13 protein-coding genes and 1 pseudogene are annotated in these 15,817 nt (G+C 64.4%); 8 read left to right on the top strand and 6 right to left on the bottom strand.

Annotated elements, in window-relative coordinates; genetic code table 11:
• Positions 1-47: 47 nt before the first annotated feature.
• The 3 genes and pseudogenes from AC2W7L_RS10325 (at position 48) to dxs (ending at position 4,465) form a co-directional block, all read left to right on the top strand.
• A complete protein-coding gene (locus AC2W7L_RS10325) occupies positions 48-434 on the top strand; it encodes an endonuclease/exonuclease/phosphatase family protein (protein ID WP_486004409.1) in 387 nt (128 codons plus the stop codon).
• A 459-nt stretch (positions 435-893) separates the two neighbouring features.
• Positions 894-1,712: a hypothetical protein gene (locus tag AC2W7L_RS10330; protein ID WP_486004385.1), complete on the top strand. Its 819-nt coding sequence runs from the start codon at positions 894-896 to the stop codon at positions 1,710-1,712.
• A gap of 814 nt (positions 1,713-2,526) precedes the next feature.
• Positions 2,527-4,465: pseudogene (dxs, locus tag AC2W7L_RS10335) on the top strand (1-deoxy-D-xylulose-5-phosphate synthase).
• A 31-nt stretch (positions 4,466-4,496) separates the two neighbouring features.
• On the opposite strand, the gene AC2W7L_RS10340 reads toward dxs, so the two are convergent.
• Complete coding sequence (locus tag AC2W7L_RS10340) at positions 4,497-5,648, bottom strand: HRDC domain-containing protein (RefSeq protein WP_486004386.1); 1,152 nt, start codon at positions 5,646-5,648, stop codon at positions 4,497-4,499.
• Positions 5,649-5,665: 17 nt separating this feature from the next.
• The gene (locus tag AC2W7L_RS10345) at positions 5,666-6,280 is read right to left on the bottom strand and encodes a DUF3000 domain-containing protein (RefSeq protein ID WP_062242954.1); all 615 of its coding nucleotides are present in this window, start codon (positions 6,278-6,280) and stop codon (positions 5,666-5,668) included.
• Positions 6,281-6,448: 168 nt separating this feature from the next.
• On the opposite strand from AC2W7L_RS10345, the gene hemE reads away from it, so the two are divergent.
• Genes hemE through hemQ form a run of 3 tightly spaced genes read left to right on the top strand, consistent with a single transcriptional unit; the run spans position 6,449 to position 9,651 of the window.
• Positions 6,449-7,495, top strand: coding sequence for a uroporphyrinogen decarboxylase (hemE, locus tag AC2W7L_RS10350; RefSeq protein ID WP_486004387.1), 1,047 nt, complete (start codon positions 6,449-6,451; stop codon positions 7,493-7,495).
• A gap of 4 nt (positions 7,496-7,499) precedes the next feature.
• Positions 7,500-8,903 carry a protoporphyrinogen oxidase gene (gene hemG, locus AC2W7L_RS10355; protein ID WP_486004388.1) on the top strand — a complete coding sequence of 468 codons (1,404 nt, stop codon included), beginning with the start codon at positions 7,500-7,502 and terminating at the stop codon, positions 8,901-8,903.
• Positions 8,904-8,940: 37 nt separating this feature from the next.
• The gene (hemQ, locus tag AC2W7L_RS10360; protein ID WP_486004389.1) at positions 8,941-9,651 is read left to right on the top strand and encodes a hydrogen peroxide-dependent heme synthase; all 711 of its coding nucleotides are present in this window, start codon (positions 8,941-8,943) and stop codon (positions 9,649-9,651) included.
• 126 nt (positions 9,652-9,777) lie between these two features.
• On the opposite strand, the gene AC2W7L_RS10365 is transcribed toward hemQ, so the two are convergent.
• Positions 9,778-10,062 (bottom strand): hypothetical protein, encoded by a 285-nt coding sequence (locus AC2W7L_RS10365; protein ID WP_167193008.1) that lies wholly within the window; start codon positions 10,060-10,062, stop codon positions 9,778-9,780.
• 143 nt (positions 10,063-10,205) lie between these two features.
• Between AC2W7L_RS10365 and AC2W7L_RS10370 the strand changes: the two genes are divergently transcribed.
• Positions 10,206-10,682 (top strand): MarR family winged helix-turn-helix transcriptional regulator, encoded by a 477-nt coding sequence (locus AC2W7L_RS10370; RefSeq protein ID WP_486004390.1) that lies wholly within the window; start codon positions 10,206-10,208, stop codon positions 10,680-10,682.
• A gap of 32 nt (positions 10,683-10,714) precedes the next feature.
• Here the strand turns inward: AC2W7L_RS10370 and AC2W7L_RS10375 are convergent, their stop codons facing one another.
• Positions 10,715-11,260 carry a GNAT family N-acetyltransferase gene (locus tag AC2W7L_RS10375; protein WP_486004391.1) on the bottom strand — a complete coding sequence of 182 codons (546 nt, stop codon included), beginning with the start codon at positions 11,258-11,260 and terminating at the stop codon, positions 10,715-10,717.
• A 1-nt stretch (position 11,261) separates the two neighbouring features.
• Entirely contained in the window at positions 11,262-11,711 is a 450-nt protein-coding gene (gene msrB / locus AC2W7L_RS10380; protein ID WP_486004392.1) for a peptide-methionine (R)-S-oxide reductase MsrB, read from the bottom strand.
• Positions 11,712-11,867: 156 nt separating this feature from the next.
• Between msrB and AC2W7L_RS10385 the strand changes: the two genes are divergently transcribed.
• Positions 11,868-13,067 (top strand): alpha/beta hydrolase family protein, encoded by a 1,200-nt coding sequence (locus AC2W7L_RS10385; RefSeq protein WP_486004393.1) that lies wholly within the window; start codon positions 11,868-11,870, stop codon positions 13,065-13,067.
• 10 nt (positions 13,068-13,077) lie between these two features.
• Here AC2W7L_RS10385 and AC2W7L_RS10390 read toward each other — a convergent pair whose 3' ends face one another.
• The gene (locus AC2W7L_RS10390; protein ID WP_486004394.1) at positions 13,078-15,801 is read right to left on the bottom strand and encodes a penicillin acylase family protein; all 2,724 of its coding nucleotides are present in this window, start codon (positions 15,799-15,801) and stop codon (positions 13,078-13,080) included.
• Positions 15,802-15,817: the final 16 nt, after the last annotated feature.

Genomic DNA, 15,817 nt, shown 5'->3' on the forward strand with positions numbered 1-15,817 from the left:
ACCGACGAGCAGCAGAGGCATCCGCAGTCCGCGCCGGAGCGGTCGAACTGCTCGGTGGTAACGGACGCGAGAACAGAGCCATTGTTGCAGGCGATCTCAATGTTGAACCTCAGGCTGCCACGACGCAGATTCTGCTCGGCCCTGGTGGCTCGGAGTTCGGCACGACCGGCTTCGATCGGGCTGACAAGGGTGATGCTGATCGAATGTGGTACCTGGAACAGCCGATCCCGGAGGAAGAGCGGTTCACGCGTATCTATCGCGGCCAGCGCGAACTCATCGACCATATTCTGGTCAGCCACGCCCTCACTGATTCGATTGAATCGGTCACCACTGGGGGAGTGGGCATCTCCTCAGTGACCGACTCGCCAGGTCGGCGTAATGCTGCTGAGGCCTCGGACCATCGTCCAGTAGTTGCGACTTTTAACCTCAACTGAGCTTCGCCACCGGCGCAAGCTGCTCGACTTCGTGGAGTCAGGCAAGTCTCCAACGTCCGCGCTGTCGTCTATTCAATCCGACCATGTCGTGAGCCGTCAATGTGCCGGCGATGTTCCTAGATCAGTTTTTTGGCTGAGAGGCAAGCTCGGCGCTGGCATCGACCCATCGAAGGACTGAGCTATAGGTTGATGAGAGGAGCGCATTAGTACCCAATCACGTGTGAAGTTCGGAGAAGTTCGAAGGTCGTTCCAAAGTTTCCGGCAGAACCTGCTTGATCTGGGTAGATTGTGATGATGGACGAGTCTCAACAATCCTTGAAGCCGGGCCTATCCAGGTCTCCAACGAATCCTTTCTCTGATGAGCCCTCTGAATCGATAGATTCTGAACTGGTAGGGTGCGTTGCCCAGTACAGGTTGGGCTTTCCAGGTTCGCCGGTCCCGCAGCTTTTGGACAAGTGGTTGACCATCGGTGACGTACATATCACTCAATCGTTAAAACCATTTCAATACCAGTACACGGATGTTGTGACAACCGACCATGAAATGCCTCAGATGTTTGAGACAACAAGACGCTTGTGGTCGCGTCCTGGTCAGTTGGTCACAGTGGCGCAGACTGAGTTCCTTGTTAAAGAGAACCGCGCTGGGGACCAAATTGACGCCGCAAGGTCACTGTGCGAATCAGCGTTCGGAGCCCTAACGGCCGTCATTGACGAACGCTTCGTGGACCGACGATTAGGGGAATTCGTGAGCGTCAAGACGGCGAACGATGTCTACTTTGTTGATACCACCAATGCAATGCGATCGTTTGCGCCGGGGATCGGGGGAGTAAGTCTGAAGGAACTGACCGAACGGGCAGCGTCCTCCGTACTGCAATCAGCGTTGAAATTCTATGCCCGAGGTGTGGAAAATCGCCTCACCGAAATTGGCTACGTGTTGTATGCGGCGACAGCAGACATGCTGGCTGGTGGCCGAAGTAAGCTCAATCCGAGTGACCTGAAACGTGCTTTGGATATTGCTGGGCAACCGGATAGATGGAACATCAGCAAGTTGAAAAAGATCACGCAAGCTCGTGGGCGCTTGATCCACAATGGAATGTTGCCGTCAGCGGAAATGTACGAGCTCTGGTATGACCTCGAGGAGATCGTTCGCACTCTCCTAAGGCACAAGATGCGGGTAAGAAGCGATTGGCATGACCGAGTGCCGATGTACGAAGGGCCAGCGCTGGCTCCGCCAACGGATCTGGATGAGGAACCCACGCCGGATGGGGCAACCCCATAGCTCACTAACCTTGTCCTGTTCTATGTGTATAAGGCCAGCACGTTGTCGCCGGCTAATAAGGGAAGGTTGCACATAATTGTTGATTGATGCTCCGGGGATACTTGTGCGGCGAGGGCATCGCTACCGTTATTGAAGGTCGAATGGTGGAGTCGGCGTGGACTAGTTGAGGTCGAGGACGATCCTTTTGGTCCAAGTTGTCCGTCAGCTGAGGCGGGAGTCGTCGACGATTCCAGGTGGAATGGTCTGTTGTCGGTATTGGTTACGAGGGACTCCTGTCATTCGGCTCGTGCTGGCGAATGCGCGTGAACCGCTGGTTTCTGTATAACTGTCGCTACCGTAGGACGTCGACGTAGGTGCTTCACCAACTGAGCGGAAGCGATATTTGAACGATCGATAAGCCCCTGACCTGCAATTTTGTAAAGTAGGCATTCCAGTTTCGGCAAGCTTGGTCATCGAAGCATGTCTCAGTACGTTCTGCGTCAGCTCGCAGAAGCCTGATCGCAGGAGACGCGCTGAGGCGCTGTGAGTCTGTGACTCGCGGCAGTCGGTTCGCGCTGAGGCGCTGAACCGGAACACAGCGAGGGCCGGTGGGATTCTTCCCACCGGCCTTCGTCGTGCCCGGACGCAATTAGCGTGACCATCCCTCACTATCAGCGTCACTTCCTACACGCAGTTCGGCATCCACCATCGTTCGCGGCACAACGACTTGCTGCAACGCGGTGATGCGCCGCGAAGGATGAGGGCCGCTGCTGAGAGCGATAGGATGGGGCGAATGGAATCTGTCCGTCAACGATGTCGTCAGAACTGAGGCCGCATGACCTTTCTCGAATCCCTCGGCTCGCCTGCCGATCTGCGCCGCCTCGACGCATCAGAATGCGACGTACTGGCCAAAGAGATCCGCGACTACCTCATCACGACTGTGTCCGGCACGGGCGGACATCTCGGCCCCAACCTCGGCGTCGTCGAACTGACCATGGGCCTCCATCGCACCTTCGACTCGCCGCGCGACACCATCATCTTCGACGTCGGCCACCAGACGTACGTGCACAAACTGCTCACCGGCCGTCGGAACGAATTCTCCACCCTGCGGCAGCGCGACGGACTCTCCGGCTACCCGAGCCGGTCCGAGAGCGCCCACGACGTCGTCGAGAACTCGCATGCGTCCGCGTCCCTGTCCTGGGCCGACGGCATCGCAAAAGCCCGCCAACTCACCGGTGAGACTGATCGCCACGTCGTCGCCGTCATCGGCGACGGAGCCCTGACCGGAGGAATGGCCTGGGAAGCGCTCAACACCATCGCCGCCGACACCTCCACCCCGCCGAGGCGACTGGTCATCATCGTCAACGACAACGGCCGCTCCTACGCCCCGACCGTCGGCGGATTCGCCGCCCACCTCGACGAACTGCGCACCACCTCGAGCTACGAGAAGCTCCTCAGCTGGGGCAAAGAGACTCTGCGCCAATCCGGTCGCCCCGGTCGCGCCGCCTACAGCGCCATCCACGGCGTCAAACGCGGACTCAAGGACATGGTCAGCCCGCCCGAGACCGGAATGTTCGACGAACTCGGCATCAAATACTTGGGACCTGTCGACGGACACGATCTGCCCTCGGTTGAAAAAGCCCTGCAGCTGGCCAAACAGTTCGACGGCGGCCCCATCATCGTCCACATGATCACGCAGAAGGGCCACGGATTCGACCCGGCCGTGAACGACGACGCCGACCAGTTCCACTCCGTCGGCGTCATCGACCCCGTCACCGGGAGATCGACACCCTCGAAATCCACGTCATGGACCTCCGTCTTCGGCACCGAGATCTGCGAACTCGCCGAAGAGCGCGAGGACATTGTCGCCATCACCGCGGCCATGCTCCTGCCCGTGGGATTGGCGAAATTCGCCGAGGAATTCCCGCACCGCGTCTTCGACGTCGGCATCGCCGAACAGCACGCTGTCGCCTCCGCCGCCGGTCTGTCCTATGGCGGACTTCACCCGGTCGTGTGCATCTACTCCACGTTCCTCTCCCGCGCCTTCGACCAAGTGCTCATGGACGTCGCCCTCCACCGCCAGGGCGTGACCTTCGTGCTCGACCGCGCCGGAATCACCGGCCCCGACGGAGCCAGCCACCATGGAATCTGGGACATCGCGATGCTCCGCGTCGTCCCCGGACTGCGCCTGGCCGCACCCCGCGATGCCGCCCGACTGACCGAAGAGCTGCGCGAAGCCGTGACCGTCGAAGACGCCCCGACCGTGGTGAGATTTCCCCGCGGCGGCGTCGGTGCCGACATCCCTGCGCTGAGGCGGCTCGACGACGGTGTCGACATCCTCCGTGAGGGACGGCCGGGTCCGAATCCCATGTGCTCATCGTCTCCGTGGGGCCCTTCGCCAGGTTGGCCGCGACGTCGCCGACCGCCTGGCCGAACACGGACTGAACGCGACGATCATCGATCCCAGATGGGTGCTGCCCGTACCCGAATCCGTCATCGACCTCGCCGCCGACCACAGCCTCGTGGCCGTCATCGAAGACGGCGTGAAGATCGGCGGCATCGGCTGCCAGATCCGCTCCGACCTGCGCGAAGCCGATTCGCGGATCGGTGTGCTCGAACTCGGCGTGCCCGATGAGTTCCTCCCGCAGGGAACCCGCGAAGAGATCCTCGCCGAGGTGGGCCTCGACGTCGGCACGATCGTGTCCGATATTCTTAAGGCCCTGCCCGCCGAGGTGGCCGATCGAGCCGATCAGAGTTCCCGCCGTGCGGTGTGAGGTGCAGAGCTCACGCCGTACGGTGTGAGTTTCAGGACTGGGGGAGTCCGGCCAAGGCCTTCTGCAGCATGGGAGCACTGAGCTCGACCTGCCAGGGCCGTGCCCCCGCCTCGGCGAGGTAATCCTCGACATCGACGTTCGACTCCGCAGCCAGGGACTTCACGATGGCCGGCTGGAGGAGCACATCATGGGGGATCGTCAGCTCGTCGGAGAGCTCCGACATTGCGGCCTTCAGCGCCGCCACCCGCTCCTTGAGCTCCGCCGGGTTGAACGCGCTGCGCTTCGACCGTCCGCGTTCGAACCGTCCCGGCAGCTCTTCGGCACCCAACCGGGAGGCCTTTCGGTAGGCACGGAAGAGCCGGGCCGCCTCGGCGCGGGAGAGCCGGCGCCACTGCGCCAGGATGTCATCGCTGGACTTCACACCGGACTGTGCGAGGGCGACGAGGTCACGATCGCGCAGGATCTTCGACGGAGCCAGGTCGGCCTCGCGCGCCATGGAGTCCCGTGCCTGCCAGAGCTCACGGACCCGGGCGATGTCCCGGCGGGACTTGATCTTCGACAGCCCATGCGTGCGCCGCCACGGCTCAGCGAAATGCTTCGGGGTGAAATCGAGCAGGTGCGTGAACTCCTGCCGCGCAAACTCCCACCGGCCGGAATCGAGCAGCTGCTGGTGGAGGATGTCGCGGATCGGCAGGAGCACCTCGACGTCGAGGGCGGCATAGTTCAGCCACTCCTTCGGCAGCGGACGCGTCGACCAATCGGCGGCCGAATGCTCCTTCGCCAGTCGCACACCCAGAGTGCGCTCGGCGACAGCGGCCAGACCGAACTTCTCCAATCCGAGCAGCCTGGCGGCCAGCTCGGTGTCGAACAGGGCCGCCGGGCGCATCCCACGCTCCTGCAGGCACGGCAGATCCTGTGTCACCGAATGGATGACCCACTCATCGGACCCAAGCGCCGGGTTGAGCTCGCTGAGATCACCGAGAGACTCGGAATCGAGGAGGAACGTGCCTGCACCCTCACGGCGCAGCTGAACGAGGAAAGCGCGCTGACCGTATCTGATTCCCGAAGCTCGTTCGGCGTCGATGGCGATGGGCCCCGCGGCGGCGGCCAGACTGGCGATCGAGGAGGAGAGATCCTCCGGGGTGTCGACGACGTCGGGGATGCCGTTCGCGGGTGTTTCCAAAAGCGGTAGTTCGGTTGTCATCGACGGCGCCCGGGCAGGGCTGTGACTCCTTCAGGAAGTGGTGGCAGTCCGGCGACTGTGCTGAGCAGATCGATCCAGGCTTCGAAGTGATTGCCGATCAGATCCGGCTCGTCAATCACGGGTGTCCACGAAGCGCGCAGCTCCAAGTCTATCGTGGCCGGGCGATCGGCCAAGGTGCCGAAGCTCTCGGACAGCACCCGAGTGGTCGTCCCGCCGGCGGCGAGCACCTGGCAGTCGTTGGAGTCGAGGGCATCCTCGAGCCAGCTCCACGCCACATGGCCGAGCATCGTCTCATTGCCGAGTTCGTGTTCGAGTTCGGCGCGGATATAGGAGACCACCCGGAACGAGCCTTCCCATTCCTCCGGGGCGGCGGGGTCAAAGAGGACGACGATGCGGCCGGTGGCGAGCTCATCGATGGTCTCGCCGCTGGCCCGCAGGAACGTCTCGTCGGCGCTGACCTCGGCACCGAGAGCATAGGAGTAGGGGGCCAGCCGGGCCGGGGCGGGGATCTCGGAAATCGACACGTTGTTCGTGCTGCGCGCCTGACGCAGCACCGACGTCACGGCGGAGAACTCCGCCGGAATGCGATTGAGAGGTGAGGTGTTGACCACAGTTGCCACGATAGATCAGCCGTGCCGGCAGGGGAATCATCCACGCCGAGGCGGCCCCGGACATTCCTGACGGCGCTGTCCTCGGCCGCATTCTGAGACGGCAAGACGGCCCGTCTTGAAACCGAGATCGAGTGGGCATGTGCGATCGAAGAATGGGAAGATGGAGCCATGACATCACCCTTGTTGGCTGCCCTGCGTTCGGAGCCGGTTTCGCACACTCCCGTCTGGTTCATGCGGCAGGCCGGCCGCTCCCTGCCCGAGTACCGCAAGCTGCGCGAAGGCACCCAGATGCTCGATGCCTGCCGCGACCCCGAGATGGTCTCCGAGATCACTCTGCAGCCGGTCCGCCGCCACGGCGTCGACGCGGCCATCTTCTTCTCCGATATCGTCGTCCCGCTCCAGGCCGCCGGTGTCGATGTGGAGATCGTCCCCGGCGTCGGCCCGGTCATCGCGTCCCCGGTGCGCTCCCGCGCCGATATCGACGCCCTGCCCGGACTCGACGCCGCCGACATCCCCGATATCGCCGAATCGATCCAGCGTGTGACCGCCGAACTCGACGAGACCACCCCCGTCATCGGGTTCGCCGGCGCCCCGTTCACCCTGGCCAGCTACCTCATCGAAGGCGGGCCGAGCAAGAACCACGAGAAGACGAAGTCCCTCATGGCCTCCGAGCCCGAGGCGTTCTCCGCGCTCCTGGGCAAGCTCGCACAGTTGTCGGCGACATTCATCGACGTGCAGCTGAACGCCGGAGCCAAGGCCTTCCAGCTCTTCGACTCCTGGGCCGGCTACCTCTGCCGGGAGGACTACGAGAACCACGTCCTCGAACACTCCACCGCCGTCTTCGACGCACTGTCCGGCCACGATGTGCCCAGCATCCACTTCGGCGTGCAGACCGGTGAGCTCCTCGGCTCCATGGCCCAGGCCGGATCCACCGCCGTCGGCGTCGACTTCCGCGTCGACCTCGCCGACGCCGCCACTCGGGTCAAGCCCGGTCAGGCGCTCCAGGGCAATCTGGACCCGGCCCTGCTCTTCGCCCCCTGGGAGGCGCTGTCGGCCCGCGTCGAGGCGATCGTGCGCAAGGGACTCGATCTCGACCGCGGATTCGTCTTCAACCTCGGCCACGGCGTCCTTCCCGACACCGACCCCGAGGTGCCCGGTCGCATCGTCGACCTCGTGCACCGCGTCTCGGCAGAGATCCTCGGCAGCCGCGGCTGATCGGATGGGACAGATCACCGTCGTCGGGGGAGGGATCTCCGGTCTCGTCGCCGCGTACCGTCTCTCCGCCGATCACCACGTGACCGTGCTCGAGGCCGGCGGCCGCCTCGGCGGCTGCCTGAAATCGACCACGCTCGATGGTGCCGTGCCCGTCGGCATCGACACCGGAGCCGAAGCGAGCCTCAACCGACGTCCGGAGACCAAGAGCCTGGCCGCCGAACTCGGCCTCGACTCGGTGTTCCCTTCGACACACCACAGTTCGCAGGTGCTGAGCCGGGGAGACCTGCACGCGATTCCCAAACGGACGATCATGGGAGTGCCCGCCGAAGCCGCCGAGGTCGAATCCCTCATCGGCACCGAGGCGGCCGAACGTCTGGCTGCCGAGCAGCTGACGCCCCCGATCGACGGCGACGATGTCTCGCTGGGTGCGTTCCTGGCCGAGCGCCTCGGCGATGCCATCGTCGACTCCCTCGTCGATCCGCTGCTCGGCGGAGTGTATGCGGGCCGCTGCCGGGACCTGTCCCTGGCCGAGACGGTTCCTGCCCTGCTGCCCGCCGCCGTCGAGGGCACCTCGGTGCTCGACCTCGTGGCGCAGCTGCTTGCCGCACGCGATGCTCAAGCGGCTGCCCCGGGACGACCGGCAGAACCGGTGTTCATGAGCTTCGAAGGCGGGACCAACCGCCTCATCCCGACCCTGCACGAGGCGATCGAGGCCCGAGGAGGTCAGGTCCGCCTCGGCGCCGGTGTCACCGGTATCCGGCGTGACGGTCGCACTTGGACGGTGACCGCGGACGGGACCGATATCGAGTCCGACGGGCTCGTCCTCGCCACCCCTGCCCACGTCAGCGCGGGACTCCTCGCCGAGGCGGCCCCCACCGCGGCCGCGGCACTGCAGTCCGTCCCCTACGCCTCCACCGCGTTGGTCGCGGCGCTCGTCGATCTCGGGGGAGTCGAGCTGGACGGTTCGGGATTCCTCGTCCCCGTCACCGAGGGCACATTCATCAAGGCCTCGACCTTCGTGTCGAACAAATGGCCGTGGACGGCCGCCCATATCCCCGCGGGCACGGCCCTGGTGCGGATGAGCATCGGACGCTTCGGCGACGGACCAGAGGTGTGGAGCAGCCTGTCCGACGAGGAGATCGTCGAACGCGCCTTCGCCGATTGGCAGGCGATCACCTTCCGCCCGGAATCGCGCCTGCTGAGCGCAGAAGTCCAACGCTGGAACTCCGCCCTGCCGCAGTACCTGCCCGGCCATGCCGGACGGATCGCCGCCGTCGATGCGGAGATCGCAGACCTGCCCGGTCTCGAACTCGCCGGATCCGCGTACGGGGGAATCGGCATTCCCGCCTGCATCGCCCGTGCCGACTCGGCGGCTCAGAGATTGAACCGGTCAGCCGACGACTCGTAAGACAATTGAGAATGAAGAGATGACAGAAGGAGCAGATATGAGCGAATACACTCAGCCCACCGACGCCCAGATCGAGGAAGCGAACGAGCAGACGCGGTATATCGCCTACTCCGTCTTCGCCTCTGCGGGAGAACTCGGCGATGCCGATCGCAGGGAACTCGCCGATGAGCTGCATGCGGCTCTGGAGCCGCTGAATGAACGCGGCCTCGTCGTCCGCGGAATCTACGACGTCTCGGCTCTGCGGGCCGATGCCGACGTCATGTTCTGGTACCACGCCCCCGAGATCGAGGTCGTCCAGGCCGCGTACTCAGCGATCCGTCGCAGCCTGATCGGCGGAGTGCTCGAACCCGTCTGGTCCAACGTCGGAGTCCACCGCCCGGCAGAGTTCAACAAGGCCCACCTGCCGGCTCTGCTCACCGATCCCGAGCCCGGCGACTACATCTGCGTGTACCCGTTCGTGCGGTCCTACGACTGGTACCTCCTCGATCCCGCCGAACGGTCGAAGATGCTGCGCGACCACGGTATGGCCGCCGCCGGGTACAAGGACATCAAGGCGAACACGATCGCCTCCTTCGCTCTCGGCGACTACGAATGGCTGTTGGCCTTCGAAGCTCCCGAACTCCACCGCATCGTCGACCTGATGCGCGACCTGCGCAACACCGAGGCGCGTCTGCACGTGCGTGAAGAGGTCCCGTTCTACACCGGACCGCGCCGCGAACTCGTCGACATCGTCACCGACTGGCGCTGACCGTCAGTCGTTCGTTCGGCACTGACGGTGAGAGGTTCGCCCGCCAGCGCTGGAGACGGATAGCGAAAGGGCCGCCGCACCGTATCGGTGCGGCGGCCCTTTGCATTCTCGAGGAGCGGGAGGTGGTTACTTGCTGCCCTTCTTCACCACGTAGGAGTGACCGTTGGCGTCGGTGCGCATCTCCAGACCCATGGCATCGAGCTGTTGGTGCCGCAGCGTCTCGTCCTCGTAGTATCCGCCCGGTCGAGTGTTGTCGACCTGCGCCGGTCCGACGATCTTGCGGAAGAAATTGTTGAGCCAGCCGACTCCGCGCTGGGACTCCGGATGCTGGGTGTTCCGCGCCGACTTCTTCTGCTTCGGGTCCTGGTGCCGGTTCGAACCATCGGCGGAAGGCTGCGAGGAGGACGACATTGAGAATCCTATCGACGAGGCGCCGCAGGGGCGAGAACTGGGCTGGTTTCATCTCAAGTGTACACTGATGGTTAGTGCACTAACTAATACGCGAAAGGGCGGCGCATGCCCTGTTTGCCGACGCGGAGGATCGACGAGACACGATGCTGGAATCAGAGGGTTCGACAGAGCAGATGGACAATCCGCTGGCGCTCGAGAGCCAGATCTGCTTCGCCCTGGCCGTGGCCTCACGTGGGGTGATCGGCGCCTACCGGTCCGTGCTCGAACCGATCGGTCTGACCCATCCGCAGTACCTGGTCATGCTTGCGCTGTGGCAGCATGCGAAGCTGCCGATGCGCGAGATCGCTCGACTGCTGCGTCTCGAACCTGCGACCGTGTCGCCGCTGGTCAAACGCCTCGAAGCGCTGGGCTATGTGACGAAGACGCGCAGTGACAGCGACGAACGGATCGTCGAAGTCACCCTCACCGACACCGGCCGTGACCTGCGGAAGACCGCCGAGGCGATTCCCGGGACGATGATGGCCAAGCTCGGCATGGACGTCGACGAAGTGCGCGAACTGCATGCGGTGATGCAGGAGATCATCGCCTCCGTCGACGCCGCCGAGGCCGGCGCGGGCTGAGCTCAGCCCGCCGAGGCAGAACAGAAATGAGGTCAGCCCGCGGGGCGCTCCATCGGGGTGTGCTCGAGGCCGTCCTCGTCGAAGCGAGGCCCGTTGGGTGCGAAGCCGAAGGATCCGTAGAGTCCTTCGAGATGCGACTGCGCATTGAGGGTCAGCGGCGAGTCCGACCAGGCGCCGACGACATCGGTGAGCAGTCGGCGGCTCCAGCCCTGTCCACGGGCATCGGGATGGGTGGCGACACGACTGATGCTGCGCGCTCCGGGTCGGGCGGCCGGTCCGTCGGGGACATCGGCCGGCAGCAGCCTGGCGTAGGCCCAGGGTGCAAGGTCGCGTCCGTGCTCGGCCCCGTGTGTGTCCGACATCGCCGTCGCCGACCTCGGGTAGAAGAAGTGCAGCGTCTCGGGCAGGGTATCGACTCCATCGGCGTCAAGGAAGACGCATTCCTGTTCGACGACGAAGGCGCGGGAGCGCAGCTGCAGAATTCCGTAGAGCTCTGCAGGCAGCAGCTGGTCGAAGGTCTTGACGACCGGTTCGGTCGCCTCGACGGTCTGAGGCGCCGTCTGAGAGTCCGTCGCCACCTCAGCTGTCCGCAGCGTCGGTGTTGAGCTTCAGGGAGATCGAGTTGATGCAGAAGCGCTGATCGGTCGGAGTGCCGTAGCCCTCGCCCGAGAAGACGTGGCCCATATGCGAATCGCAGTTCGCACAGCGGACCTCGACGCGTTCCATGCCCATGGAGGTGTCCCGGATGTAGCGGACCCGGTCTTCGGCCAGAGGTGCGTAGAACGATGGCCACCCGCAGTGCGAGGCGAACTTCGTGTTCGAGGGGAACAGGTCGGCACCGCAGGCCCGACACTGATACATCCCGGCAGCTGTCTCATCGTTGTATTCACCGGTGAAGGGACGTTCGGTCGCGCCCTGGCGCAGCACTGCGAACTCCTCGGGAGTGAGAACGTCCTGCCAGCGGATCTCCTCTGCCGCGGCCCCCTCGTTGGTCGAAGTTCCAGCGTTGATATCTGATGACTGAGTCATCGTGACCTCCGGTATCTGTCCATGACGGTGTGTGCGGCGAGGAGGAATCGGTCTCCGCCTCTGCTGATCGCAACAGCGAGAGGCACTCGCTCATTCCGCACAACAGCGTTTGGTGCCTGATCATTCCGTAGGCAACAATGAACACAGGAGGTTTTCATGGTCCGCGACACGAAGTTCCCCGCTCGTCTGCTTGCCGCCGGTATCGGTGTCGGCGCCGGGCTCGGTGCCCTGATCTCTGTGGCATCGTCGGGGCTGGCCGCCTACTTCGCCCGCAGGATTGTGGTCCCGGAGAATGCGCCGGAAGAACTCGACATCCTGCACATCGACGGCTTTCCGCCGAATATGCGCATCCATCTGCCCGCCGATGAGGAGACCACGGTGCCCGGCACCTACGGCCTCTACTTCAATCAGGGGTCGGGGCACGCGGTGATCGGCGACATCGTCGAATACGATCCGCGCTCGCGCACCGTCTCCCGAGAGATCCTGTCCGTCACCAGCGGTGATATACGCCGGGCCTGGCGAGGACGCTGGACCGGCATCGTCTACCCCGATCCGATCGCGGCCGGCGTGAACTTCGACGACATCGAGATCCGCTCCGATGCCGGCAGCCTGCCCGCATGGCTGCTGCCGACCGATCATCCGGAGCCGCAGGACACCTGGGCGATCCTCATCCACGGCCGCGCCAGCACCCGCGCCGAAGGTCTGCGTGCGGCTCCCGTGCTCAACACCCTCGGTGTGCCCGCGATCGCCATGTCCTACCGCAACGACGCCGAAGTGCGGGTGGAGACCACATCGCGCTACGGCCTCGGCGACACCGAATGGATCGACGTCGACGCGGCCATCGACTACGCCGTCTCACGTGGGGCGAAGAACGTCGTCCTGTTTGGCTGGTCGATGGGCGGGGCCATCGCCCTGCAGGCGGCTTCCCGCGGACGCAACCGCCGATTCGTGACCTCGCTGGTCCTCGACGGGCCCGTCGTCGACTGGGTGAATGTGCTCGATGGTCAGGCGAAGAAGAACCTGCTGCCGACGCCGGTCGCCAAGCTCACGCTCGAAATGATCACACAGCCGTGGGCGCGGCCGATCACCGGTCTGGAGACCCCGCTCGACCTCGACCGCATGGACTGGGTGACCCGTGCCGCCGAACTCGATGTGCCCGTGCTGCTCATCCACTCCGATGACGACGAATTCGTCCCCTCCGGTCCCTCCCATGCCCTGGCGGGGGTCAGGCGGGACCTGGTGACGATGCCCTCGTACAGCAAGGCCCATCACACGAAGGAATGGAACATCGACCCGGTGCGCTGGGAAGACGACGTCGCGAACTTCCTCGAGGCGAAGATCCTGCCCGAGGATTGAAGCCCTGCCCTCAGGGTTCGAGCCTGAGTGTGTCCTCCGCCGCCGCTTCCACGGCCTGCTTCGAATACGGCCAGGGACGATTGACATTGGCGGCCCAGTCATTCGTCTGATCGTCGTAGTGCGGGTGGAAGGCATGCCCCGATGCACCCGTGAGGTTGATCCAGTTCGAGGCGTCGAAGTTCGACAGATCGACCGTCTGCCGCATCGACGGCACCCAGTTCGTCTCGTAGCCGACCGAGGCGTCCCATCCGGTGGCATGGACGACGCCCGAACCGCCGGAGACCTCATAGGGACCGCGGTTGAACAGCTTCTCCACCGGTGTGATCCCGGATTCGCCGAGGCTGGCGTTGCGGATCGTCAGCCGGTGCAGAATTCCCCACCGCCACGTCACGGGCTCGGGTCCCAGCAGGTCCTCCGTCTCTTCCCACGCCGACTTCATGGCTTTGCGCAGGGCCTCTTCGCGGCCTTCGACGCCGTCACCGGACCACCACGGCGAATTCGGGTCCTTGAGCATATCCGAGAGCACGAGGTACCAGCGTGAACCGCCGCCGGGGGACACGCCTTCGGGCAGCTTCGAGCTGATCGTCTGCTCGAGCAGCGTCTTCGTGAGCACATTGAAGTAGGCGGCCCCGGCGCTGCTGGCGGAATCGAAGCCGTTCCACTGCTTGAGCAGCTTCTTCGCCTCGAGGATGTCCTCGTCCCCGTGGGAGTGGATCTTCACCGCTTCGGGCACGAGCTTCGCGGCGAACGGATTCTGGTTGTCGTCCTGGATCTCCGCCATGTCCGTCGGTCGCAGCTTCCGCCCCTCGGCGACGGCGTCCTTGATGCGCTTCGTAATGCGTCGGGCACGATCTCCGTAGTCGAAGTCCTCACCCAGATCCACGGTCTCACCGGGGGCGGCGACGGGATTGTTCGCGGTGACGATCCACCCGCGCTCGGGGTTGTACAGGTGCGGCAGATCCTCGAAGTCGATCCAGCCCTGCCAATCCTCCTCGGACTTCCATCCTCGGCGGGGCACGCTGCCGTCGGCCTTTCCGCGGCGTGGGATCATCCCGGGGGCCTGGTAGCCGATATTGCCGGCGACATCGGCGTAGACGAGGTTCTGTGAGGGGACGTCGAACAGGGACGCCGCATGCCGGAATTCCTGCCAGTTCGTGGCCTTGTTGATGGCGAACACCGCCGAGGCGGTATTGCCCGGGCGCAGGGCCGTCCAGTCGAGGGCGAGCCCGTAGTGCTCCTCGGCCGGTCCGGACTTCGGATCTTGAGAATCCGCTCCGGTCGTCGAGTCGAGCACCTTGCGGTAGGTGCCGTCAAGCTTCGACACCAGCGGACCGTTGCGGGTGGAGCGGATGGTGATCTCACGCGAGTCCTCACCGGCGACCTCGATCGTCTCCTTGCGGACCTGCAGCGGTTCGTCACCGTCGTCGTGGATGACCTTCCCATCGCGGATCTTCTCCACCACGAGGTCGGTGACATCGGCTCCGAGGTTCGTCAGCCCCCAGGCGATCGACTGATTGTGCCCGATGACGACGCCCGGCAGTCCGGAGAAGGAGAACCCGGTGACGTCGAAGGGGCACTCATCGGTGACCTTCTTGCATCGCAGGCCCACCTGATACCAGACCGAGGGCATCGCCGGGGCGAGGTGCGGGTCATTGGACAGCAGCGGTCGAGCGGTGCTCGTGTGCTCCCCGGAGATCACCCACGAGTTCGACCCGATGTCGTCACTGTTCTGGCCGAGCATCGGCGGCAGGGAGGAGACGGTGTTGCGCAGTTCGAGGAGATCATCGGTCGGGGGTGCAGCCTCGGTGTCGGTGCTCCCGGAGGGGGGCGTCCCGGTGACGGAACCGCCGGCATTGGCCTGGTCGTCGGGCTGTGCCGGTTCCTCGGTTCGCGCCGAATCGTCGCCGGGGGGCTGGTTGTCGACGTCGTCACCGGTGCGGTCCTTCGGGGCCTTCTCACCGGCTTTGCCGCCGAGGATCGTCGGCCGGGTGGCGTACGGGTAGTCCGGGTAGAGGTCGCTCATCTGCTCGTCGGTGAGCTCCGAGCTGAGGATCGACCGGTCGATCTCGTCTTCGAGGTTCGAGCGCAGGTCCCAGGCCATGGCCTTGAGCCAGGCGACGCTGTCGACCGGGGTCCATTTCTCGACCTCGGTGCTGCCGGACTCCAGGCCGAGGACGGCGTATTCGAGGGACAGCTCGGTGGGGGACTTGTCCTTGAGGTAGGCGTTGACGCCGTCTGCGTAGGCCTCGTAGTAGCCCAGGCTCGTCTTGTCGAGCTTCTTCACTTCCTGTTCGGCGACCTTCCGCCAGCCGAGTGTGCGGATGAAGGTGTCGGTGCCCAGCTGGGATTTGCCGAAGAGCTCGGAGAGCCGTCCCGAGGTGACATGCCGGCGGAAGTCCATCTCCCAGAACCTGTCCTGAGCGTGGACGAATCCTTGGGCGAGGAACAGGTCGTGGGCGGTTTCGGCCTCGATGGTGGGAACGCCCGATTCGTCACGGTGGACGGTGACCGGCGCGTCGAGCCCCGGCAGTGAGATCTCACCATCGGTGGTCGGGAAGGACCGACGGACGAGGAACAGTCCGACGAGGGCGAGGATGAGAGCAAGCACGAGGACTGCGGCGACGACGCGCAGCAGCACACGTGCACTGACCGACAGGTTGGAACCGCTGGATGGGCGGAGCACCTTGAGCAATGCGCTCGATTCTTTCTCATTCTGCGCATCGGGTGCCGCCATGAGTCTCCTTCGGCTG

This window comes from Brevibacterium sp. LAARM3_SD1 (assembly GCF_057364765.1).

What these genes read in the sequence shown, in the direction of transcription:
- hemG (WP_486004388.1), top strand. Translation starts at nt 7,500, where the DNA reads ATGGGACAGATCACCGTCGTCGGGGGAGGGATCTCCGGTCTCGTCGCC.
- AC2W7L_RS10390 (WP_486004394.1), bottom strand. Translation starts at nt 15,801, where the DNA reads ATGGCGGCACCCGATGCGCAGAATGAGAAAGAATCGAGCGCATTGCTC.
- hemQ (WP_486004389.1), top strand. Translation starts at nt 8,941, where the DNA reads ATGAGCGAATACACTCAGCCCACCGACGCCCAGATCGAGGAAGCGAAC.
- AC2W7L_RS10365 (WP_167193008.1), bottom strand. Translation starts at nt 10,062, where the DNA reads ATGTCGTCCTCCTCGCAGCCTTCCGCCGATGGTTCGAACCGGCACCAG.
- msrB (WP_486004392.1), bottom strand. Translation starts at nt 11,711, where the DNA reads ATGACTCAGTCATCAGATATCAACGCTGGAACTTCGACCAACGAGGGG.
- AC2W7L_RS10385 (WP_486004393.1), top strand. Translation starts at nt 11,868, where the DNA reads ATGGTCCGCGACACGAAGTTCCCCGCTCGTCTGCTTGCCGCCGGTATC.
- hemE (WP_486004387.1), top strand. Translation starts at nt 6,449, where the DNA reads ATGACATCACCCTTGTTGGCTGCCCTGCGTTCGGAGCCGGTTTCGCAC.
- AC2W7L_RS10370 (WP_486004390.1), top strand. Translation starts at nt 10,206, where the DNA reads ATGCTGGAATCAGAGGGTTCGACAGAGCAGATGGACAATCCGCTGGCG.